The following is a 20652-nucleotide window of genomic DNA, read 5'->3' as shown; positions in this document are numbered from 1 at the left end:
GTCGGGAAGAAAGAGAATGCAGGATAGACATAGCAGCAGACGTAGCCACGACATATCAAACAAGGTCATCAATGGTCTTCGCAAGCCTCTGCAGGCACTCTGGTTCGTTTGTCTAGTGCTGCTTGGCGGTGAGGCGTCGGCTGAGAGCCTGTCTGCCTCCGTTGACCGCGAAGAGCTTGCAGTCGGCGAGACGCTGCAGCTTACCATTTCAAGCAAACTCGATGCGTCGCTCGGCATCAGTCTCTTCAACCTGAACACCCTGGACATCGACTCGCCGGACGTGACTGCACTTGAAAAGGATTTCGAGATTCTTGATCGCCAGCAGAACTACCGCGTTCAATTCGAGAACAACGTCAATAACTCCCTCGTGGCCTGGACTTATACGCTGAGTCCAAAGCGGCCGGGGACACTGACGATTCCCTCACTGAGCCTAGAAGATGAATCGACCGATCCCATTCAGGTGGCGGTCACTGACGCCCCGAAGAACCCGGCAGATAGCGACCTGATGGTGGAGATGACGATAGACAAGCAGACAGCCTACGTCGGCGAGCAGATGTTGCTGACTGTCAAGCTGCTCTACAGTAATGAGCTTGTCGACGGTCAACTCGCACACCCTGATGCGAAAGGTGCTCTATTCCGACAACTCGAGAAGCAGAAGGAGTATAGCCAGACACGGGCCGGTAAGCGTTTTGAAGTTGTCGAGCGTCAATATGCCGTATTCGCCGAAGACAATGGTCAGCTTGAAATACCTGCCGTCAAATTTTCCGGGCGCTTCGTCAATCGCCGCTTCGGTCGAGGCCGTTATGAGACGGTTGCGAGCCAGGCGATTTCCGTCGAAATCAAGGATCCGCCAGCTGCTTTCGATGGCAGGACCTGGCTGCCGGCCATGGGCTTTAGTATTTCCGAGAAATACGAACCTGACCTGGCGAAGCTGAAAGTGGGCGAATCGGTTACCCGGACTATCACGCTTCAGGGCCTCGGGCTTGAAAGTGCCACACTACCGCCGGTCACCATCGAGACACCTGATGGGGTACGGGTCTATCCGGGGCAATCCGAAACTAGTGAGGAGGTGCATGCTGCAGGCATCACCGGGGTGAGATCGCAGGAATACGCATTGATCGCAACGAGTCCAGGACGATTCGTGCTGCCGGAGATCAGAATTGCCTGGTGGGATGTCATGAACAACGAGCAACGTGTCGCCATACTACCCGAGCGCGTAATGCAGGTTGTAGGCAGCGCTGCGGACAACAGTTCGCCGACTCCACGCCAGGCACCGGGAAGCGAAGACCTCAGCATCAAGGCTGAGCCGGTTACCGCGCCTGCCGAAAATGTGACAGACCAGGCCTCTGTAGAAGCAGATTCCGGCTGGTTCTGGCCCCTGCTTAGCCTCGTTCTCGCGCTATTGTGCCTGTTGCTGGGCTGGGCTGCCTGGCACTACCGCCAGTTGTCGGTGCGCTCGCCTGGTCGCATCGCTCCACGTCGAAATCTGCAGCAGTCTCCGCGCCAACAATGGACGCGACACGACCGGGCAGTCTTCGAAGCCATGACACCCAGTCGCTTCGCCAGTGCCTATTCGATCTGGCTGCAGAAACAGTCTAGCCGACCGGAAGCGCCCCTGAATGCTAGCGCCCTGGACAGCATTCACAGCAAGCTGTCTTCGCTGCAGCAAAGCTGTTTTGGCAACGCAGCAAGCGCTGGTGGCGATTCGCCAGACAAATTGCAGGCTGCCATTATCGGCCTCACCGGCGAATGGCTTTCTCAGCCAAGCGGCCCTGACAGTGAACAGACTGTTTCTGCCACTTCGCTTTATCCGGAGCGAGCCAAATCGCGGAAAGAGCGTCATTAGCGGCAGGCGGCTGATTTCAGCCGCCGCCCATCTCGAAGAGTTCCACCAGGACCGTTTTCACCACGAAACCGGCCACGCCAAGAAACAGTGCGATGAAGAGGATGGCCGTGCCGAAGCGCCCGGCCTTCGACTTTTTCGCCAGATCCCAGACGATAAAGCCCATGAAGATGATGAGACCGCCCACTAGGACGTAGAGGCTAAGGGATTCAAATTGCTGAAAGGTCATTGGATGTCCATAACGAATGGGAAGAATAGTGCAGCGGGGAGCACGCCAACTGGAGATATGAATGCGCTTCCGGTGAATATTCAGGTATTTACATGCATGCGACTTGTGTATACATTAACAGTATTGATTATATAACCAGTATACGGACATCTCTCATGACAGGATTGACCAGAAGACAGGCACAGATTCTTGAACTGATCCGCACCTATATTCATGAGGAAGGCCGCCCCCCGACTCGCGCCGAAATTTCCGGCATCATCGGGTTCAAGTCCGCCAATGCTGCTGAAGAACACCTGAAGGCGCTGGCTCGCAAGGGCGCCATAGAAATGATCCCCGGGGCCTCCAGGGGCATTCGTCTGCTGGATGAACCCGAGCCAGGCGTGCCGGTAGTCGGTTCAGTTGCAGCAGGCTTTCCCATACTGGCTACTGAAAACATTGAACAACGCATCGACATACACAAGGGCCTGTTTTCACAGCTGCCTGACTTCCTGTTGAGGGTTCGCGGACTAAGCATGAAGGACGCTGGTATTCTTGAAGGTGACCTGCTGGCCATCAAGAAAACCTCAGACATTCGCAATGGCTCAATCAGTGTGGTCAGAATCGATGATGAAGTGACCGTCAAGACGATCCGACAGGAGAACAACATCCTCTATCTCGAGCCAGCCAATAGCGATTTCGAAACGATGCGGATTGATTTGAGCAGCCGCTCAGCAGAAATCGAAGGTGAAGTCATCGGCGTGCTGAGGACTACAGTTTAAGCACGACCGTCTGCTTAACAGCCAACCCCGGTACTCATTTACGACGCCGGGGTGGCAGCTAGACGGGACACTAGTGCAGCCAGTGAGATTCTGGTTTCACCTGGCGGTAATCCGACTTGCCATCTTTCCGGCTAACACTCTTCTGACTAGCCAGCTTTCTTCGGAAGGCTTCACGTCGAACTGCAGACTCGTCTTCAGGATCTATCTCAGACCCGTCGCCGAGACTGGCAGCAAGCTCTTCCGCAGACAGCGTTTCTTCGGTAACTTCATAGCTGCGCATCTGTCCTACTGTCCGAATTGCGGCACCAATCATGGCACGCGCGACCTGGACATCCTGATTCTCCAGAAATGCCTTGGCCTCATTGCTGAATTCGATTTTCAGCAGCGGTTCACTGGTTGAACCGATCTGTTGGAGTGCGTAGCTACCATTCGACAGCTGAACAATTTCAAAAAGTGCTGAAGGCATAGTCATCTCCTACATGTGTAAACACATTATGAGGGCTGATTATCAGCATTCAAGGCTGGAACTCTCTAGTTGATATACGAGAGCGCGCAGACTTCCAGACCAGCGGGCCAGATCACGAGCCGGCCCGTCGAGATCGACGATGGCGATTAATCCATCGGCATCCTGATTATCAGATGATACGCCATTTTCCTCGTGGGCGCCTCGTCCCGATTGAGCACTGGTGATTTCATGAATCGAGCTGAGCATGGCGGCCAACCAGGAGTCGGGCGCGGCGAGGAGGTTGCGCAACATACCAGTCTCGGCGGTGGCATGACCGATTCCTTGTTCAAGACTGTCTAGCGAAGGCTGCTCAAGCTGTATGCCCTGCTGCCGAGCAAGCGATTGCAATAGCCCGGTCCACGCCGCTTGCAGGAATAGCAATGCAGCGCGCGCGTGTATTTCCTGCAGCGCCCTGGCAGGTTCTTTCTGCTGCAAGGCCAGCATCTGCTCTGCACCGAAAATATTGGCACTGATGAAGGACTGCCATTCTGAAAGGGTTGGTACTGCCATCGAAACGTCCTCTTGCTGTAGGGGCTGCGGGCCCGCCTGCCCTTAGCGCCCATCATATCAAAATGTTCACCTGGGCCGTGCATAGCAAGATGATTTTCTTTGCCTATACTGTCTGGTAGGTCACCACACCTCTCGCAGGTGAGTCTATGAATCTGGAAGGACATGCTATGAGTTTGATCGCTTTGAAAGCCGGTGCACGAGCACCAAAGCTGCTGTTACGAAAAGGTGCTGTCCTGGCTATGCTGTCCGCCACGGCATTGTGCCTGTCGAGTGTCGGCGTTCAGGCGAAGGTACCCGCTGATCAAGCCAAGAAGCTGGGCACTTCGCTGACACCAGTCGGTGCCGAGATGAACGGCACGCCGGACGGCGTCATTCCACCATGGACGGGCGGAATTACCAGTCCGCCTGCAAATTATGTAGAAGGTGAGCACGAAGCCGATCCGTTCTCGCAAGACGGCACCCGTTTCGTTGTCACCAAGGAAAACCTGGACAAGCATGCCTCTGTGCTCTCTGAAGGGCACAAGGCCATGTTCGAAAAGCACCCGGGATATACCATGCCGGTCTACCCCACGCATCGCTCGGCCAGCTATCCAGAGTTCGTTTACAAAGCACTCAAGAAGAACGCCACGACCGCAGAACTGATGCCGCGAGGCACAGGTGTCCGAAAAGCGATAACCACTTCGCCCTTCCCTATCCCGCAGGAAGCTGTGGAAATCGTCTGGAACCACGTGTTGCGCTTCCGTGGAGAAGAGGTTGCCATGCGGACTGGCTTCTCGGCAGTAGCGCCAGATGGAACAGCCAACACCATACTGTATTCACAGGAATACCTCTTCAATTACAGCAAGGAAGGGGCGACTATTCGCGAAATAGACAACAACCTCTTCATGCTGAAAACGGAAGTACTGGCGCCTGCAAAACTTGCCGGTACCATCAACCTCATTCATGAATCGGTCGACCTTGTCGCTTCGCCGCGCAAGGCTTGGCGCTATGTCGCTGGTGAGCGCCGTCTACGCCGCTCGCCCTATCTGGCTTACGATGCCGAATTCCCGAACAGTCAGGGCCTGAAGTTTATCGACCAGATCGACATGTACAACGGCGCCCCAGACCAGTACGAATGGACCATGGCTGGCAAGAAGGAAATCCTGATTCCCTACAATGCTTACAAACTTCATTCAGGCAAGGTTGGCGAAACAGACATCATCAAGAAAGGCCACATTAACCAGGACCTCACCCGATATGAGCTGCATCGTGTCTGGGTTGTGGAAGGCGAGCGCCGCACAGGCATTCAGCACGCGTTTGCGAAGCGCACACTGTATGTCGACGAAGACTCCTGGCAGGTTGTACTGGAGGAAGGCTATAACGAAGACGGCAAGCTGACACGCTTCGCCGAGGGCCACATGATCAATTACTACACTGTACCGGTTCCATGGACCACTACAGAAGTAACCTATGACATGGAAAGCGGCAGGTACTTCGTTGAAGGACTGGATAACAGGGAGCGGCCGCGTGATTTTGCACCGCGCCTGAAGGAACAGGACTTCTCGACTTCAGCCGTACGTCGTGATGCCAAGCGCTGATCGCAGGTTCTGACCGGCCCTATTGCAGGGCTTGATAATAAAAAAGCCGCTCGATTGAGCGGCTTTCTTGTTTCTGCACTTACAGAAGCGGGTCAGTCACCTAGCCGGCCAGTTCAACGATCAGCCTGTTCAGACGACTGACATAATCGCCAGGGTCCTTCAGTTGATCGCCACCAGCCAGAGTAGCCTGATCCAGCAGTATTCTGGTGAGGTCCTCGAAACGCTCGCCCGACTGCTCTTCAAGTCGCTTCAACAGCGGATGCTCAGGGTTGATCTCAAGCGTTGGCTTGGACTCAGGCATGGCCTGACCAGCAGCTTCCATGATCTTGCGCATCTGCACACCCATATCGTGCTCGGCGACAACCAGGCAGGCTGGTGAATCCGTGAGGCGATGCGTGACACGAACAGCCTCGACGTCGTCCTTCAGCACTTCCTTGATGCGACCCAGTAGCGGCTCGACCTGCTTCTCGACCTCTTCCTGCTTCTTCTTGTCCTCTTCGCTCTCGACGTCACCCAGATCCAGCTTACCTTTGGCGACATCCTGGAAGCTGTGCTCGGCATACTCGTTGAGGTGAGACATCATCCACTCGTCGATGCGGTCGTGCATGATGAGCACTTCGATGCCTTTCTTGCGGAAGATCTCGATGTGGGGGCTATGGAGACCGGCCTTATAGCTTTCAGCCGTTACATAGTAGATCTTCTTCTGCTCTGAGCGAGCGCGCTCGATGTAGTCGTCCAGCGTGACGCTTTCAGCACCGGTTTCATCGTGCGTCGATGAGAAACGTAAAAGCTTCGCGATTTTTTCACGGTTGGCCCAGTCTTCCGCAGGGCCTTCCTTCAACACCCGACCGAATTCCTTCCAGAACTTGCTGTATTCCTCGTCCTTGTTGTCCTTCGCCAGCTTGGTCAGCATGTCGAGAATTCGCTTGGTCAGGCCACCACGCATACTCTCCACGGCCTTGTCGTTTTGCAACAACTCACGCGAAACGTTCAGAGACAGGTCATTTGAATCGACCACGCCCTTGGCAAAGCGCAGATACAGCGGCAGGAACTGTTCTGCGTCGTCCATGATGAAAACGCGCTGGACGTACAGTTTGAGGCCGCGTGGTGCTTCACGGTTGTAAAGGTCGAACGGAGCCCGCGTAGGCAGATACAGCAGGCTGGTATATTCGAGCTTGCCCTCGACCTTGTTGTGGGACCAGGTCAGCGGGTCGCTGAAATCGTGAGAGATGTGCTTGTAGAAGCTCTTGTACTCGTCGTCAGAAATCTCGGACTTCGGCAGGGTCCAGAGCGCAGTGGCGGCGTTTACGCTTTCATAGGCGACCGCTTCATCGCTCGCTTCCGCCTTGTCTTCTTCATCGTCTGCAGGCCCCTTTTCAACCGGCATTTCCACTGGGAAAGCAATATGGTCGGAGTACTTCTTGACCAGGCTCTTCAGGCGCCAGGCGTCGGCAAACTCTTTTTCTTCAGCTTTGAGGTGCAGGATGATAGACGTGCCGCGGGTCTCCTGAGTTTGCTGCTCGAGCGTGAACTCGCCATCACCGGCTGATTCCCACTTCACACCAGCATCAGCTGGCGCACCAGCCTTGCGGGTAAGTACGGTGACGCGATCGGCTACGATGAAGCCACTGTAAAAACCGACACCGAACTGCCCAATCAGGCCAGCGTCCTTTTTCTGATCGCCAGACAGGTTTGCCAGAAATTCGGCAGTGCCGGATTTCGCTATGGTACCGAGATTGGTGATAACTTCCTGGCGGTCCATGCCGATGCCGTTATCAGAAACTGTGACCGTTCCTGCTTCCTTGTCGTAATCGATGCGGATGCGCAGACTTTCATCACCTTCGTAAAGGGTGTCATCAGCCAGCGCCTTGAAACGCAGCTTATCCAGAGCATCGGAGGCGTTGGAGACGAGCTCGCGGAGAAATATCTCCTTGTTACTGTAAAGGGAGTGAATCATCAGGTGAAGCAGCTGCTTCACTTCGGCCTGGAAGCCTAAGGTCTCTTTGACCGTATTGCTCATATCGGTGTCCTGTTCTGACTGTTTGTTCAAGGCTAAAGGTGCTACAGCGGCCCTGCGACGCGCGCGGGCGAGTGTGTAGCCTGTGTGGTTTGTAATGTGGGGATGACGGCCGGCTTTTCAAGCGTCAGCGAACAAGCTGTTCGTGCGGGACAAAAAAGGCCGATCCTGAACGGTCGGCCTTACTGTGACAATTGTTTGAAACTCAGGCTCTTGCCGCGCGGAATTTTTCGAGCTGGTAGACCTGGCAGGTATTCAGTTCACTTTCGGCTACAGCGGACGTTCCGCTGCGGTAAGCCAGTCTGGCCGGCGGCGGGCTCAGGTCTGACTGCAGCACGCTGTTGAGGTCGATCAGGGAATCATGCATTAATTTACTGATTCGCAGGCATGCGGCCATCGGGTTTGACGAGCCTCGTCGAATGGCATCGATTCTGAACTGCAGACCACGAAGTCGGCGCTCGTTGGACTCACCTGCTTCGGCGATGATGGCTTCGACGTGCGCCAATCGCAGCTGTTCAAGCGCTTCGGGATCTTCTTTTGCCATGCGCTCGAGAATCTTGAAGTGTGGCAAATCCATGTTTAACGCTCCTTTTCACATACCGTACGGCTTGCTCGCCGTCGGAAACAGCTACCGCAGGCAACAGCCTGCGCCCATGTAACAGTATGTAAAGTTGCGTAAAGATTTGCAAGAATTGTCTATTTTTTAAACACTCTCCCTATCGCTCGCGAGGTCCGTTTTCGGGCGCCCAGATACGTCATCCGGGGTGCGAAAAGGCCCAGATCCAGAAGCAGGCCCCCAGTGATCTTGAGCCCCGAGCGCTTCTGCTGGATATGCAGGTACGTCGCCACCATCGCACTGAGTGATCGGCTCAGGTGCAGATAATCGCTCTGTACGATAATGCCCAATTGATAGGTATTCGACAGCAGATGCATCACCGCCTGGAGCCGTCGCTGTAGGCCAGACAGGCCCTCACCTTTCAGCTGCAGCCAGAACCGCGGCTTCCATGGCACCCCTCTCAGACGATCGACGTGCTTCTTGTCGAGGGTTTCAGCCAGTGCGGCACGAATCGCAGCTCGCCGTTGCTGGTTCTCCTCTGGCTGAGTGCTCATGGCAATGAGCGAGTCCGCAAGCGCATCGACGTCGCCCGTTAGCGCGCCGCGGAGATACTGCCCGACCTGCGCCCACTTGCCTTCCATATCGACAGTCTTGCCCCAGTCGATCAGGAAGAGCTGGCCGTCTGCATCCACCATAATGTTGCCCGGGTGCAAATCGCCATGAAATTCCTGGTACCACAGCACGTGCTGCAGAACAGCATGGACGAAGTCGCGGCCGATGCTGCGCTGGAGCCGGGTCCGCTCCCGTTCGGGCAGCTCTTTCAGTAACTGCTCGACCGAGCGTGCCGTGTCCAGATACTCCATCTCGATAACTCGGCCGCGGTTATTGAACAACCTGGGCACCGACCAGAATCCGCTATCAAGCGAGCGCTCATGGAAACGGGTCTGAATCTGAGCCTCGGACTGGAAATCCAGCTCCTGCTCAAATCCGCGTGTAAACTCTGACACCTGCTTCGACATCGATGCCAGGAAGGGCCGGAGCTTGCTGTGGGGCGCCCAATACTGGCTGGAGATCAGCATCAGCTCAAGCGCCAGTGAGCTCATCTGAAACTCCCGCTCCAGATTGTGCCGGCTCACTTTCACGATGACAGGTATCAGCACCTCGACGCCATTCTGAATGGTTGGACGCTTCGCCAGATACACCGACCCAATCGAGCCCGAGCGCAGCGGGCGACTGATGTCGAGGCTGAAATAGACTTCATGCGGCTCCTTGCCGAAGCTCTCCATGAAGGCTTGCCTGACGTCTTCCGCCGACATGGGCTCGACATCCTGTTGGAAAACCTTCAGCTCCCGTGCGATTTCCTCAGGCAGAAAGTCAGCGTTCGCGGCGGCCACCTGGGCCATCTTGATAAACAGCGGTCCAAACTCGCTGACCATCTTCGCCACGATCTGCGCCTGGGTCTTGAAGTCCTTGGGATCGGTCTGCAGGAAAGGCTTGATGTAGCGAATCGCCTTGATCTGCCGTCGCAGGATGAGCAGATCACTCCTCAGTACCCGCGACTTCTGCACCATCTCACTCATGGCCGATTGATTGAAGCGGCGGATATGCTTGGTTCGGTTCAGCAAATCGACGAGAAGTGGCTCGTAGGTCCGCAATACGGAACGAGTGATATCAAGATTGAGCTCGAGCACGCCCTTGAGTTCAGGCGCACTGATCAGCTCCTGAAAGAAGTCCCAGAACTCGTTGATAACCTGCTCCGGAATCTCGACCGGGCTGCGGCTAGTGACCTGCCTCACAAGATAGTGAATCAGGTTCTCAGTGGTTTCCTCATTCGGAATAAGCCGATAACGGCGCAGATAACCGGTAAAAGCGCGCGAAGTATCCGCCATCGGATGGGTGTACAGCGCAGTGAAGAGTTCGTCGAGCGCGACGGAAAGTTCCTCGCGTGACATGGTGTCCTCACGGACGACAAGCTGCACCACCGGCAGAAAGGCCTTGGGCAGGCGAATGGTGCTGAGCGCAAACCGTCCTGCACTACGCAGTGCACGATCAGTCTGCTGCCTCAGCACTGGCAGATTGATCTCCACCAGCTTCCGGTCGCGAACGGAGTCGCTCTCGGCGGGGTTTATGTCATTCGATTTGGCGGTCACTCCAGCGTTACGTTCAGCTGGCACCGTCTTCTTATTGCCGCTCATAGAGTCATATTGCCAACTTCGGAGTAAGTGGGTTAGCTTAACAACTTCGTATTTCCAATACAGCCTGAATCGCGCAAGCATCTGAAGCCCCAGCGATCGGCCTCTGACGTATACGTTTCAACTCAGCTTCCCGGGCCCCCGAATGACGAGGATCCAGGGATCGCGCTCCACAAGGAAAGACACATGGATAGTAAAACTGCACTGATTACCGGCGCATCTTCGGGCATCGGAAAGGCACTGGCGATCGAATTCGCGAAGGATGACTGGAACCTCGTCCTTGTGGCACGCCGTGAGCAGGCCCTCGAGGAACTGGCGGCCGAGCTCGAGCGCGATCATCACTGCAAGGTGCAGGTCATCGCCTGTGATCTTAGCCGCGACAAGGCTGCGCGCGTGTTATTCGACGAAACGAAGTCGCGCAATATCGTGGTAGATTGCCTGGTCAACAACGCAGGCAGGGGCACCTTTGGCGACTGGATAGAGCAGGATCCGGATTTCAACGAGGACACTATCGCGCTCAACGTAGTGGCATTGACCAGTCTTTCGCACCTGTATGCCAAAGACATGGTAAAACGCGAGCTCGGCTACATACTGAACATCGCCTCGATCGCGGGCTTCGTACCCGGCCCCAATCTCGCCGTCTACCACGCCACCAAGGCCTTTGTTCTGTCTTTCAGTGAAGCCATCGCTACCGAATTGAAAGGCACTGGCGTCAGCGTAACGGCGTCCTGCCCCGGACCGACTGAATCTGAATTTTTTGCACGCTCAGGCTCGACCGAGGTCAAGGCTTTGAAACATACGCCTATCATGAGTGCTGAAGCAGTGGCTCGAGAAGCCTACCACGCCATGTTGAAGGGTGAACCGGTGAAGGTCCATGGTCTGCTGAACAAGTTGATCGTGCAGTCTCCGCGCATTTTACCGAAGGCGTGGATTGCCCCGATGGTCCGACGACTCACGGCCTGAAGGCAGCGCCTCGCCGGCCTGATTCGTGGCCGGCTTCTCAACTACGGCCGATTCGCTGGTTAAAATACCAAGGCCGATTAGACTTAGGAGACGTAGTTCCAAACGCCGAACCAAGCAAGCACGTTCCTCAGGCAGGCCTATATGACAGTCATCAGCGATAGAACAGCAAACAGTTTCGTGGACACGGTCGAGCGACGGGTGGACAAGGGAGACATCGATATTCCCATGCTGCCTGACACCGCCCTGCAGGTCATCAGGGTGACACAGGATCCGGATTCGGATGCACAGGACCTGCTCAAGGTCGTACAGACCAACCAGGCTATTGTCGGCAAGATCATGAGCACCGCCAACAGTGCAGCGTATGCTTCAGCCAGCGGCATCACCTCGATACAGCAGGCCATTGGCCGTCTGGGCATGAACATCATCCGTGATATCGCCCTCGCCAGCTCACTGAACGCGCGCCTGTTCGACGCACCGGGTCTTGAGGGCCATGTGCAGAATGCCTGCGAACATGCTCTCATGACTGCGCTGTGGAGCCGCCGTATAGCCCAGCACCTGCACGGTGACGCCGATACCGCCTTTCTTTGCGGTCTGCTTCACTCCGTCGGCTTGCCGATCATGATGCAGGAAGTCGTGGACGTCGCTGAGTCCACTGGCATGCAGGACCTCACCGAGCAGCTCGAATTCGTCATAGATATAGCCTACGAACTGACGCCTCAGGCAACCGCTCTGGCTTTGAAGAGCTGGAAGTTACCAGCGACTATCAATGCCATCATCGGCAACTATCTGGGATCGCGTGATACCGATAACAGTCTTCAGTTGGCAACGGAGGCAGCGGGCCAGGTCGATGAAGCAGAGCAGCAACAGAGTCGCTTCCTCGCCGCTGCGGTGGACCTGGCCAGCCATGGCATGGTCGATTTCCTCGATGCAGCCGAACTGGTGAAGCTCGAAAGTATTCAGGCGCTCGGACTGAGTCAACAAGGCCTTGAGCAGCTCATCGCCGCAGGCGACACGGTCAAGAGCCAGTTTGACGCATTCTCCCTATGATGATGCGGCAGGCATGAACTCGGGGGCGGATCAGTCAGCAGTAAGGGCCGATGGCCCCTCCAGGAACAAGTCGTTTGCTGGCAGCCCCTTCGCCAATGGCCCTCTGGTTCTCGAGCCACTCTACCGGCCGGATCTCATCATCTTCGACTGGCACGGGACACTGGTCGACACGCTGGATGCGGTGTATGCCTCGATGCAGGAGGTTTTGCTGCAGCTGGAATCGCTCGACCTGCTAAAGGACCTCGTCGACGAGGCGGACACACGTACTGAAGCTGAAGCACGCCTCGTTCGTTACATCAGGATCTACCGTAAACTCCATCCGTCGATCCTGGCAGAGAAAAAACACTCCCGCACTGAATTGTTCAACATCATCTTCGGCGATAACGAGCAGGCAAAATCGATAGCCCATGCGGCTTACAACGAACAGTACCGGCAGAACTACGGCCAGGTCAGGCCATTTCAGAACGGCATTGAAGACTATCTTGCCAATTTCGCGGCCGCTGGCATCCGGCTCGCAGTAGCCACCAATCGCAGCCGTGAGTTTCTTGAAGCTGAATTCAGCTCGCTGGGAGACTGGGGGCGCTATTTTAGCGTGACAGTCTGTGCTGACGAGGTCGACAGCTATAAACCCCGACCCGAGATCTTGCTCGAGGTCCTGAAGCGGGCCTCTGTATCCACCGGTGCGCCCGTGAAGGCCTGGTATTTCGGCGACAGCCCGACTGATATGCTCACGGCCTGGCGTGCCCGCCAGCATCTGACAAGCACAGCCGCCGCGGATCAGATCCGCGGCGTTTATTTCAACGCGGCGCACTGGGATACCAGTTGGATGGATGCCCTGTTGGCCGAGCCTGCGGAGAAACGGGAGCCGTCGCTGGTACCGGCGGCCGCCTGCGCCAGTTTCGGCCAGCTGAGAACGCTGCTGGCGAATTGCTTCAGCGGCGCTGACGATGGGCCCGACATCGCAAGTATCGCACTGACAGACCCGGAGTTTCCCGCTTACGACGCGCGGCAGCCGCCGCCCTCACGAATAGAACCAGACTGGCACCCGGCCGTGGCACGGCTGAGCGAACCGCGGGTCATCCTCTTCGACTGGCATGCTACCCTCGTCGACACACTCGACGCCATGTATCACGCCGTCGACGATATGCTGTTACAGCTGGACTCGCTCGCACTGACGAGCCACCTTATGTCGCCGTCGCAGAGCCGTACACTGGAAGACGCGCGACTGGTCGAACATGTCAGACATTATCGCCAGCTTCACCCTAAGGTGCGGGCAGACCGGAAGATCTCACGAACTGACATTTTCGAAGTGCTGTTCGGTGACGATCAGGACGCGAAGAATCGCGCCCACGCTGCCTTCACCCATCACTACCGCGCTCACTTTGGCACAGTGTTGCCATTCGAACCGGGCATTCGCCCCATGCTCGAAGGTCTGCATGAACTCGGTATCGTAACCGGCATCATTACCAACAGAGACCGCGAGTTCTTTGAACAGGAGCTGGCTATTGTTGAAGACGGCAGCTGGGTCTCGCTCTTTGATACCGATATCTGCGGTGACGATACCCAGCTCCGCAAGCCGCATCCGCATCAGATCCTCAAGGCACTCGACAATCTCAAGCGTGCTCCGGGGCGCGATGTCTGGTACGTCGGCGACAGTACCACCGATATACGGGCCGCCGCGAAAGCCGGTGTAACCGGCGTATTCTTCAACGGCGCGCAATGGGACCAGAACTGGTTGATCCGGATCTTTCCCGGCAGTGAGCAGTTTCCAGACAAGCCGGATGTCGTGGTGAACGATTTCTCCGAGTTCTGGGCGCTGGTACTCGCCTGTCAGGCGAAAATCCGCGAAGGCGGCCGCCAGAGACGTCGCTAAGCCAACACGATCTTAAATAAACGCTGACAAGCACAAAACTATCTGCCATTATTGTCCTACAAAACAACAATCGAACAATGACCACCCCAGCACCGGTAGGTTCCGGTCTTGTAGGTCATGGACGGGGAGAGATTTTATGTCAGCACAAGTTTTCGTGAGTGAAACCGGCGAACGCTACGTCGATCGAAAGCGTTATGCCTGGGTCCTGTCATTATTGATACCGGCCACGGTCGTCGTGGGCCCCCTGCTCTACCTGCAAACCGGTGTAGAGCTTGCGCTGTGGACTCCGCTGTTCTTCTATTACACCATCATCCCGCTGCTCGACCGCCTGCTAGGTGAGGATCGCAGTAATCCACCAGAATCCGTCGTGCCCCTGCTCGAAGCAGATCATTACTACCGCTACTGCACCTATGCGTTGGTACCAATCCTTTGGGGCAGCTTTCTCTTTTCAGCATGGTTTGTGGGAACGCAGAATCTGCCGTGGCACGGCGTAGTCGCTGTCGCACTGTTGTGTGGACAGATCTGTGGTTTCGGGCTCAACCTCGGGCACGAACTGGGCCACAAGAAGTCCAAGGGTGAGCAGTGGCTAGCCAGGATGGTGCTCAGCCTCGGCGCTTACGGGCATTTTTATATCGAGCATAACAAGGGTCATCACAAGGCTGTCGCCACACCCGAAGACTGCGCCTCGAGCCGAATGGGCGAAAACATCTACAGGTTCGCCCTGAGGGAGTTACCCGGTGCATTCCTGCGCGCCTGGCGTCTGGAGGCTGAGCGGCTGCGTAGTCGAAATCTCGCTGTCTGGTCCCGGCACAATGAAATCCTTCAGCCCCTTGCGCTAAGTGTCGTGCTGTACGCCTCGCTCGTATTGATCTTCGGCTGGATCATGCTGCCCTTCCTGGCGATCACCATCTTCTGGGGTGCGTTTCAACTCACCTCCGCCAACTATATCGAGCATTACGGCCTGCTACGTCAGCGTCTACCCGATGGTCGCTACGAACGCTGTCAGCCCCACCACTCCTGGAACAGCAATCACGTGTTTTCGAACTGGGCCCTCTTCCATCTGCAGCGGCACTCCGACCATCATGCCAATCCGACTCGTCGCTTTCAGTCACTCCGGCACTTCGACAAGCTGCCGGAGCTGCCAAGTGGCTATACCGGCATGTATCTCCTGGCCTGGATACCGCCGGTATGGTTCCATTTCATGAATCCGCGCCTGCTCCAGGCGGTGAACGCCGATCCCGGCAAGATCAATTTCCTGCCATCCAGGCGCGAACAATTGATCCGGCGATACCGGCTCGCAACAGAGACAATGGGCTGATTAAGAAATTTTATTTCAGCGCCAAAGTCTTAGGACCCTCTTTCACGCTGGTTTTCGCGTAGTATCAGGTTGAACAGGAGCCGACTCACGAGGTCGGCTCCCGACCTCGATCAACTGCCCATGAAGGGCTTTAGCGTGCGACACGACCATGAAACTATTCCGCTGCAGCTGTGAAACCAGTCCCATCTTATACTTCGAAAATGTCCAGTGCGGCAGTTGCGGCCGCCTAACCGGCTTTTGCCCGGACTATCTTGAATTACGACCCTTTACACCTGTCGAGAGCGAGGAAAACGCCGAGTCTCAGGGAGCCGGACAGGCCGGATCAAATGCTTCCCCGGTGTGGCAGGATGATGAGGGGCGAAAATACATTCAGTGTGCGAACTGGACTCAGCATCAGGTGTGCAATTGGATGTTGCCGCTCTCGCCCGCTGATAACGATCAGGCCGTGTACCATTTCAGCACTGATCCGGATGGACTCTGCCCAGCCTGCCGTCTCAACGAGATCATACCGGACCTGAGCGTAGCGGCAAACGTGCCACTCTGGCACGCGCTGGAGAAAGCTAAACGACGCTGTCTGTTTACATTGCTCGAGCTGAGGCTACCGGTAGCCTCGAACCATGACCCTGAAGATGAGAGCACACCGCCCCCGCTTTCCTTTCGCTTCATGTCAGACAAGGATGCCACTACGCACTTCCAGCGCCCCCTGAAGGGTGAAGAACCAGTGCTGACCGGTCATGCCGATGGCGTTATTACCATCAATCTGGCCGAAGCCGACGACATTGCCCGTGTTCAGACCAGGGTAGCCATGCAGGAGCGATACCGAACGCTACTTGGGCATTTCCGTCATGAGTGTGGACACTACTATTGGGATGTCTTCAAGGTCGTCGACAACGAATTCGTCGATGCGTTCCGTGCCGTGTTCGGCGATGAAACGGCCAGTTATCAGGAGGCGCTGGACCGCCACTATGAACAGGGGCCACCCAGCGACTGGCAAAACGATTTCGTAAGCACCTATGCCACAATGCATCCGTGGGAGGACTGGGCCGAAACCTGGGCTCACTACCTGCATATCATCGACACGCTCGAGACACAGCAGAGCTTCAGTCGGACTTCGGAAGTGTTGTCGGACAGCGTACGGCAGGTGGGGCTGCCATTCGCCGTGGGCAGCCGTGACAACACTGCCGCCAGTGACTTCGATGCCATCATGGATTTGTGGATCGACGCTTCGATTGTGCTGAACAGCCTGAACCGAAGCATGGGCTTGCCCGACCCCTACCCCTTCGTGCTACACAAGCCGATTCAGGACAAGCTTCGTTTCGTGCATGACACCATCAAGCGTTTCGACCGGGTGTCGGCGCAGTCCGCTGCAGGAAGCTGACCAGCTCAGCCACTGCCACGTCGGCCTCGTCAAGCAGGCCGGCGTGCATCTGGAACACATGCCACATGTTCTCGAACACGCGGAACGAAACCTCCTGTTTCGCAGCCCGCATGCGCTCAACGAGATCTTCAATCTCCGGAAGCAGGATTTCATCTGTCCCAGCTTGAATGCATACGGGCGGCAGACCTTCGAACTTACCGAACAACGGGGAAATATCAGGATTGGTGGCCGAGCGCTTGCCTCTGTAAAAGCGCGCACAGCGACCAATCCAGCCCCATGACAGCAGGACATCGGTACTGTCATCGAGATATTTTGCATTCTGCAGGGATAGATCAACCCAGGGCGACAGCAGTATCAGCCCTGATGGCAAAGGCAGACCTTCCCTAATCAGACGCTGGCAGCTTGAGAGCGCGAGACCCGCGCCGGCAGAATCACCAGCGAAAGTAATGGCATCGGCACGATAGCCTTGATCCATCAGCCACCGGTACAGTTTGATAACATCATCCTGGGCCGCGGGAAAGACGAACTCAGGCGCCAGCCGGTAATCGGGCACAAAGACCTCCGCACCGCTGTCGCGCGCCAATCTCGAGGTGAGGCCCCGGTAGCTCCTGGCATTGCCGATACAGTAAGCGCCACCGTGAAGATAGATTACCGCCCGATTGTCACACTGTTTTGCCACGAGCGGGTGCGCAGCTGCTTTTCTCTGCTTGCCCAGGCCGAGCGTGTGGAGGCCCTGGTCTGCAAGAGAGATCAAGGTATCGCCCAGGCCCTCGACCCTCTTCAGCGACAGTATCTCGACCGGTAGGCCTGTAATGACATCATTTTCGATGCTCACCCGACTGGCCATCACATTGACCTGCGTCATCATTGCGACCCATCTGCGTTGCAGACGGATACTCACCGAGGGCGAAAGCACCGGTTTGACCATGCGCCGGATCGTCTGCCGAAGGGCGGTTCTTGTTATGGCATTCTTCACTGTGATTCTGTCCTCCCTGCAAGTTCGTCACGATGCCACAAAAGGAAGGAGCGTGAAAAGTGGGTACTGCCATTCCGTTGCCGACAGTAAGTGACGACTGTCAGGACTGACGATAGTTCCCCAGGTCAAAATGCCTGGTCAGACGTTGATAACTACTGACCATGCCGTACCAGTTCGTACTTATTCGCCCGGAGGCGGTCTTGTACCAGCTGTCACAACCGCTACCCCACACGGTCTTCTGCAACCTGGCCTGAAGTTCATTATCAAAGGTCGATTGAACGTCCGGCTTCAGGTCGAGCTGTTGGGCGCGGCCCTCTACTATGTGGCTGATAGCCTGCGCTATGTACCCGAACTGCGCCTCCAGCATGCTGATTATGCTGTTATGTCCAAGGTTGGTGTTTGGGCCATAGACGATGAACATGTTCGGAAAACCGGTGACGCTTATACCAAGATAGGCGTTCGGCGAGTCCCTCCAGGCGGCTTTCAGATCAAGGCCGCCTGTGCCCGAGATATCGATGGTCGACAGGAAATCCGTTGCTGCGAATCCGGTACCGAATATGAGTGTGTCGACCTCGAGCTGACGGCTCCCGTGTTCATCCAGTAACTCCAGGCCTTGAGCATGCGTTCGCACACGCACGCCATGATGCAGGTGGACGTTGGTGCGATTGAAGGTCTCATAATACTCATTCGAAATCAGTATCCGCTTGCAGCCCATGGGATAATCGGGGGTCATTGAACCGACAATATCGGCCTTCAGCTCTTTCACGCGTTTCTGTCGGGCCTTTCTTTCGAAGAGCGTCATGAGGCCACCAGGTCGGGCGAAGGCCAGGAATCGGGCTTCGTGCTGGAGGAAGAGGGCGAGTCTATGGGCTTTCAGAAGGCCAGGCACCCTGGCAAACAACGCGCGCTGAAGGCCACTATATTCGGCATCGGGCTTATCGATGACGTAAGGCGCGCTACGCTGAATCACATGCAGTTCGCTGACCTGCTCGGCAATTCTGGGCACGAACTGAACTGCACTGGCACCCGTGCCGATAACCGCCACCCGCCTCCCCTGCAAATCAAGCCGATGGTCCCACTGGGCGGAATGTATGACAATGCCTTCGAACGGTTCGCCTTCGAGTCGCGGCCACAAGGGCTCGCTCAGCTGGCCAGTAGCCGGTATGAATACTTTCGTCAGGTAGACTGCGCCCTGAGCCGTACTAATCGCCCAGAGCCCCTCCGCCTCGTCGAAGCTAGCGCTGACAACAGCCTGTCGCAGACGCACCTGCCGCTCCACGTCGAAGCGTTTTGCACAGTCCTGTATGTAGGCCAGTATTTCTGTCTGCGGTGCAAACTTCCGCGACCACCCCGCCCTGGCTGCGAAAGAGTAGGAGTACAGGTGCGACGGGACATCACAGGCTGCACCGGGATAGGTGTTCACTGCCCAGCAGCCCCCGATCTGGTCACCGCGTTCGAGCACCAGCACACCTTCGATGCCCTGCCGGCGCAGCGTGATGGCCATACCAATGCCGCCAAAGCCTGCGCCCACGACAATAGCGTCGTACACCGTTTGCCTGTCTATGGTACTCATCTGTAACCCACCTGCCGGGAAAGAGACCAATACTACGGCCTGAGCCTTCACAACCAAATGGCATTTTACGGGATTGTGGCTAGCGCTTTACTCCAGCGCGAATGCAGCACCTTCAGCTTCACAGGCTTCACGGGCGATGCAAGCCAACAGATGATCATTCACGAGGCCCGTTGCCTGCATGAATGCGTACACAATGGTAGAGCCTACGAACGAGAAACCAAGCTTCTTCAGGTCTTTTGCCAGCTGATCTGACAGCGGCGTTGTCGCCGGTACTTCAGTCATCGAGCGCCAGTGGTTCTGTATTGGCCGTCCGTTGACGTACTGCCATAGAAACTGATTGAAAGGCCCCTGCTTCTGCTCCAGCTCGAGAAAAGCACGAGCATTCTTGATGACGGACTTGATCTTGAGCCGATTTCGCACAATGGCAGGATTTTGCATGAGGCGGTCCACATCAGCCTCGCTCATGCCTGCAATGCGTAGCGGATCGAAGTCGTAGAAGGCCGCCTCATAACCAGCCTGCTTCCGCAAGATGGTTATCCAGGACAAACCGGCCTGTTGCCCGTCGAGGCAAAGTTTGGCAAACAGGCGTTGACTGGAGGCTTCAGGCCGCCCCCAGTGATAATCGTGGTAAGCCTGGTATAGCGGATCACTGCCACACCAGCTACATCGGACGACCTCGGACGTGCTGGTGGAGCTCTGGTGGGTCCTGGCGTAAGCTTCAGTAGTCATAGGCAACAGCCTTCCATGTCAGCAAGGGAACATTCATGAGATCAGACGAACGTGCTCCGGAAGTCTTCGAGGCCAGGGACGACAGCCCGAACGCAAACCCCGGTGTAGTCACCCGCATTATCAACCAGAGCCGGATAAACGGCCGCTTTCGAAACGACGAAGCGGCTCAGCGCGAGTTGCTCAACCATCTCAACCGCGTTGCCGACAAGCTAGACAGCCAGTTTCGCGTGCCTGGCGTCGGCCTTCGCTTCGGCTGGGACTCAATCATAGGTGTGGTCCCCGTTGTCGGCGACATCGCTGGCGCAGGCCTGTCGCTCTATCTGATTGCCCGAGCGGTGCAGATCGGCGCGTCCGGCGAAATCATACGCAAGATGCTTCGCAATCTCATAATCGAAGTAGCAGGCGGCGCCCTACCCATCGTAGGCGACGCCTTCGATCTGGTATATAAGGCGAATAACCGGAACATGCGCCTGTTGACCGACTACCTGGAGGCGCAGCTCAAGCCGCCACCGGAGCCCAGACGGGGCTGGAAGGCGCTGATCGTGCCGGGCCTCGCGCTCGGTCTGATCCTAGGCTTCTCATGGCTACTGCTACGGCTGACCTGAAGG

The 20652-nt window shown here is 56.3% G+C and carries 18 protein-coding genes; 9 read left to right on the top strand and 9 right to left on the bottom strand.

The window, feature by feature from the left end; all coding sequences use genetic code 11:
* Positions 1–16 precede the first annotated feature (16 nt).
* Positions 17–1846 carry a BatD family protein gene (locus ACH3PB_RS02370; protein ID WP_416397873.1) on the top strand — a complete coding sequence of 610 codons (1830 nt, stop codon included), beginning with the start codon at positions 17–19 and terminating at the stop codon, positions 1844–1846.
* Positions 1847–1862: 16 nt separating this feature from the next.
* Here the strand turns inward: ACH3PB_RS02370 and ACH3PB_RS02365 are convergent, their stop codons facing one another.
* A complete protein-coding gene (locus ACH3PB_RS02365; RefSeq protein WP_416397872.1) occupies positions 1863–2072 on the bottom strand; it encodes a DUF2788 domain-containing protein in 210 nt (69 codons plus the stop codon).
* A 155-nt stretch (positions 2073–2227) separates the two neighbouring features.
* Between ACH3PB_RS02365 and lexA the strand changes: the two genes are divergently transcribed.
* A complete protein-coding gene (gene lexA, locus ACH3PB_RS02360) occupies positions 2228–2830 on the top strand; it encodes a transcriptional repressor LexA (RefSeq protein WP_416397871.1) in 603 nt (200 codons plus the stop codon).
* 70 nt (positions 2831–2900) lie between these two features.
* On the opposite strand, the gene ACH3PB_RS02355 is transcribed toward lexA, so the two are convergent.
* Positions 2901–3296: a hypothetical protein gene (locus tag ACH3PB_RS02355; protein ID WP_416397870.1), complete on the bottom strand. Its 396-nt coding sequence runs from the start codon at positions 3294–3296 to the stop codon at positions 2901–2903.
* Positions 3297–3338: 42 nt separating this feature from the next.
* On the bottom strand, positions 3339–3845 hold the full coding sequence (locus tag ACH3PB_RS02350; protein WP_416397869.1) for a DUF6586 family protein: 507 nt from the start codon (positions 3843–3845) through the stop codon (positions 3339–3341).
* Positions 3846–4012: 167 nt separating this feature from the next.
* On the opposite strand from ACH3PB_RS02350, the gene ACH3PB_RS02345 reads away from it, so the two are divergent.
* A complete protein-coding gene (locus ACH3PB_RS02345) occupies positions 4013–5422 on the top strand; it encodes a DUF1329 domain-containing protein (protein WP_416397868.1) in 1410 nt (469 codons plus the stop codon).
* Between the two features lie 100 nt (positions 5423–5522).
* On the opposite strand, the gene htpG is transcribed toward ACH3PB_RS02345, so the two are convergent.
* The 3 genes from htpG to ACH3PB_RS02330 form a co-directional block, all read right to left on the bottom strand.
* Complete coding sequence (gene htpG, locus ACH3PB_RS02340; protein ID WP_416397867.1) at positions 5523–7442, bottom strand: molecular chaperone HtpG; 1920 nt, start codon at positions 7440–7442, stop codon at positions 5523–5525.
* Between the two features lie 202 nt (positions 7443–7644).
* Positions 7645–8016, bottom strand: a complete 372-nt coding sequence (locus ACH3PB_RS02335) for a DUF3135 domain-containing protein (RefSeq protein ID WP_416397866.1) — start codon at positions 8014–8016, stop codon at positions 7645–7647.
* Positions 8017–8135: 119 nt separating this feature from the next.
* The gene (locus ACH3PB_RS02330) at positions 8136–10190 is read right to left on the bottom strand and encodes an AarF/UbiB family protein (RefSeq protein WP_416397865.1); all 2055 of its coding nucleotides are present in this window, start codon (positions 10188–10190) and stop codon (positions 8136–8138) included.
* A gap of 183 nt (positions 10191–10373) precedes the next feature.
* Here ACH3PB_RS02330 and ACH3PB_RS02325 point away from each other — a divergent pair, with 183 nt between their 5' ends.
* The 5 genes from ACH3PB_RS02325 to ACH3PB_RS02305 all read left to right on the top strand — a co-directional run bounded on the left by ACH3PB_RS02325 (position 10374) and on the right by ACH3PB_RS02305 (position 16766).
* Positions 10374–11150 carry an SDR family NAD(P)-dependent oxidoreductase gene (locus ACH3PB_RS02325; protein ID WP_416397864.1) on the top strand — a complete coding sequence of 259 codons (777 nt, stop codon included), beginning with the start codon at positions 10374–10376 and terminating at the stop codon, positions 11148–11150.
* A 141-nt stretch (positions 11151–11291) separates the two neighbouring features.
* On the top strand, positions 11292–12197 hold the full coding sequence (locus tag ACH3PB_RS02320) for an HDOD domain-containing protein (RefSeq protein WP_416397863.1): 906 nt from the start codon (positions 11292–11294) through the stop codon (positions 12195–12197).
* The gene (locus ACH3PB_RS02315) at positions 12178–14070 is read left to right on the top strand and encodes an HAD family hydrolase (protein WP_416397862.1); all 1893 of its coding nucleotides are present in this window, start codon (positions 12178–12180) and stop codon (positions 14068–14070) included. The genes ACH3PB_RS02320 and ACH3PB_RS02315 overlap by 20 nt, the downstream gene beginning before the upstream one ends.
* A 136-nt stretch (positions 14071–14206) precedes the next feature.
* Positions 14207–15388 carry an alkane 1-monooxygenase gene (locus tag ACH3PB_RS02310; protein ID WP_416397861.1) on the top strand — a complete coding sequence of 394 codons (1182 nt, stop codon included), beginning with the start codon at positions 14207–14209 and terminating at the stop codon, positions 15386–15388.
* A gap of 148 nt (positions 15389–15536) precedes the next feature.
* Positions 15537–16766, top strand: a complete 1230-nt coding sequence (locus ACH3PB_RS02305) for a zinc-binding metallopeptidase family protein (RefSeq protein ID WP_416397860.1) — start codon at positions 15537–15539, stop codon at positions 16764–16766.
* On the opposite strand, the gene ACH3PB_RS02300 is transcribed toward ACH3PB_RS02305, so the two are convergent.
* The 3 genes from ACH3PB_RS02300 to ACH3PB_RS02290 form a co-directional block, all read right to left on the bottom strand.
* Positions 16720–17742: an alpha/beta hydrolase gene (locus ACH3PB_RS02300; protein ID WP_416397859.1), complete on the bottom strand. Its 1023-nt coding sequence runs from the start codon at positions 17740–17742 to the stop codon at positions 16720–16722. The two genes, ACH3PB_RS02305 and ACH3PB_RS02300, sit on opposite strands and share 47 nt — an antisense overlap.
* A gap of 100 nt (positions 17743–17842) precedes the next feature.
* A complete protein-coding gene (locus ACH3PB_RS02295; protein WP_416397858.1) occupies positions 17843–19315 on the bottom strand; it encodes a flavin-containing monooxygenase in 1473 nt (490 codons plus the stop codon).
* An 87-nt stretch (positions 19316–19402) separates the two neighbouring features.
* Positions 19403–20044, bottom strand: a complete 642-nt coding sequence (locus ACH3PB_RS02290) for a DNA-3-methyladenine glycosylase I (protein WP_416397857.1) — start codon at positions 20042–20044, stop codon at positions 19403–19405.
* A gap of 35 nt (positions 20045–20079) precedes the next feature.
* Between ACH3PB_RS02290 and ACH3PB_RS02285 the strand changes: the two genes are divergently transcribed.
* Positions 20080–20649 carry a DUF4112 domain-containing protein gene (locus ACH3PB_RS02285; RefSeq protein ID WP_416397856.1) on the top strand — a complete coding sequence of 190 codons (570 nt, stop codon included), beginning with the start codon at positions 20080–20082 and terminating at the stop codon, positions 20647–20649.
* Positions 20650–20652: the final 3 nt, after the last annotated feature.

The sequence above is a fragment of the Allohahella sp. A8 genome (assembly GCF_047946665.1).
GTDB lineage: Bacteria > Pseudomonadota > Gammaproteobacteria > Pseudomonadales > Oleiphilaceae > Allohahella.
Note: the sequence above shows the minus strand (reverse complement) of the source record. Positions and strands in the feature narration are given on the sequence as shown.

Excerpts from the sequence above, each read along its gene's own strand:
- ACH3PB_RS02370 (WP_416397873.1), top strand. The coding sequence starts at position 17 with ATGCAGGATAGACATAGCAGCAGACGTAGCCACGACATATCAAACAAG.
- ACH3PB_RS02365 (WP_416397872.1), bottom strand. The coding sequence starts at position 2,072 with ATGACCTTTCAGCAATTTGAATCCCTTAGCCTCTACGTCCTAGTGGGC.
- lexA (WP_416397871.1), top strand. The coding sequence starts at position 2,228 with ATGACAGGATTGACCAGAAGACAGGCACAGATTCTTGAACTGATCCGC.
- ACH3PB_RS02355 (WP_416397870.1), bottom strand. The coding sequence starts at position 3,296 with ATGCCTTCAGCACTTTTTGAAATTGTTCAGCTGTCGAATGGTAGCTAC.
- ACH3PB_RS02350 (WP_416397869.1), bottom strand. The coding sequence starts at position 3,845 with ATGGCAGTACCAACCCTTTCAGAATGGCAGTCCTTCATCAGTGCCAAT.
- ACH3PB_RS02345 (WP_416397868.1), top strand. The coding sequence starts at position 4,013 with ATGAGTTTGATCGCTTTGAAAGCCGGTGCACGAGCACCAAAGCTGCTG.
- htpG (WP_416397867.1), bottom strand. The coding sequence starts at position 7,442 with ATGAGCAATACGGTCAAAGAGACCTTAGGCTTCCAGGCCGAAGTGAAG.
- ACH3PB_RS02335 (WP_416397866.1), bottom strand. The coding sequence starts at position 8,016 with ATGGATTTGCCACACTTCAAGATTCTCGAGCGCATGGCAAAAGAAGAT.
- ACH3PB_RS02330 (WP_416397865.1), bottom strand. The coding sequence starts at position 10,190 with ATGAGCGGCAATAAGAAGACGGTGCCAGCTGAACGTAACGCTGGAGTG.
- ACH3PB_RS02325 (WP_416397864.1), top strand. The coding sequence starts at position 10,374 with ATGGATAGTAAAACTGCACTGATTACCGGCGCATCTTCGGGCATCGGA.
- ACH3PB_RS02320 (WP_416397863.1), top strand. The coding sequence starts at position 11,292 with ATGACAGTCATCAGCGATAGAACAGCAAACAGTTTCGTGGACACGGTC.
- ACH3PB_RS02310 (WP_416397861.1), top strand. The coding sequence starts at position 14,207 with ATGTCAGCACAAGTTTTCGTGAGTGAAACCGGCGAACGCTACGTCGAT.
- ACH3PB_RS02305 (WP_416397860.1), top strand. The coding sequence starts at position 15,537 with ATGAAACTATTCCGCTGCAGCTGTGAAACCAGTCCCATCTTATACTTC.
- ACH3PB_RS02295 (WP_416397858.1), bottom strand. The coding sequence starts at position 19,315 with ATGAGTACCATAGACAGGCAAACGGTGTACGACGCTATTGTCGTGGGC.
- ACH3PB_RS02290 (WP_416397857.1), bottom strand. The coding sequence starts at position 20,044 with ATGACTACTGAAGCTTACGCCAGGACCCACCAGAGCTCCACCAGCACG.
- ACH3PB_RS02285 (WP_416397856.1), top strand. The coding sequence starts at position 20,080 with ATGAGATCAGACGAACGTGCTCCGGAAGTCTTCGAGGCCAGGGACGAC.